This window comes from Streptomyces malaysiensis subsp. samsunensis (assembly GCF_024519315.1).
GTDB classification, from domain to species: domain Bacteria; phylum Actinomycetota; class Actinomycetes; order Streptomycetales; family Streptomycetaceae; genus Streptomyces; species Streptomyces malaysiensis.
Genome location: NZ_JANIIC010000235.1, coordinates 1 through 848 on the forward strand (window position 1 = coordinate 1; position 848 = coordinate 848).

Sequence of the window (848 nt, forward strand, 5' to 3'; positions counted from 1 at the left end):
CTCGACACCTCGCCGGTCTTCGCGGCCCGGCTCCACGAATGCGCGGACGCTCTGGCCCCGTACACCGACTGGTCACTGATCGACGTCATCACCGGCGCACCCGAGGCCCCTTCCCTCGACCGTGTCGATGTCCTCCAGCCCACCACCTTCGCCCTCATGGTCTCCCTCGCCGCACTCTGGCAAGCCAACGGCATCCACCCCGACGCCGTCATCGGCCACTCCCAAGGCGAAATCGCCGCCGCCCACGTCGCAGGACACCTCACCCTCCCCACCGCCGCCAAAATCATCACCCTCCGCAGCCAGACCATCGCCCACCACCTCACCGGACACGGCGCCATGATGTCCATCCTCACCACCCAAGAATGGGCCCAAGAAGCACTCGCCCCCTGGCACGGACGCCTATGGATCGCCGCCGTCAACGGACCCACCTCCCTCTCCATATCCGGAGACCCCGACGCACTCACCGAATTCGGAAAGGCCCTCTCCAAAGCGAAGGTCTACCGCTGGCAACTCCCCGGCGTCGACTTCGCCGGACACTCCGGACACGTCGACACCATCAAAAACCAACTGCACCAAACACTCGACGGCGTCACCGCCACACCCGGCCACATCGCATGGATGTCCACCGTGAACGCCGACTGGGCCGACCCCACCCACATCAACGCCGACTACTGGTACCGCAACCTCCGCGACACCGTCCACTTCGAACAAGGCACCCAAGCCCTCCTCACCCAGGGCTACCGAACCTTCATCGAAATCAGCACCCACCCCGTCCTCACCACCGCCATCCAAGACACCACCGAAACCCACCCCGAGGAACGCGCCACCATCACCGGCACCCTCCGCCG

The 848-nt window shown here is 65.7% G+C and carries 1 protein-coding gene; it reads left to right on the forward strand.

The annotated features are described in order from the left end of the window. Nucleotides 1–848 (forward strand): acyltransferase domain-containing protein (locus tag NQU54_RS48665; protein WP_257636671.1); only part of this gene is annotated, 848 nt, incomplete at both ends.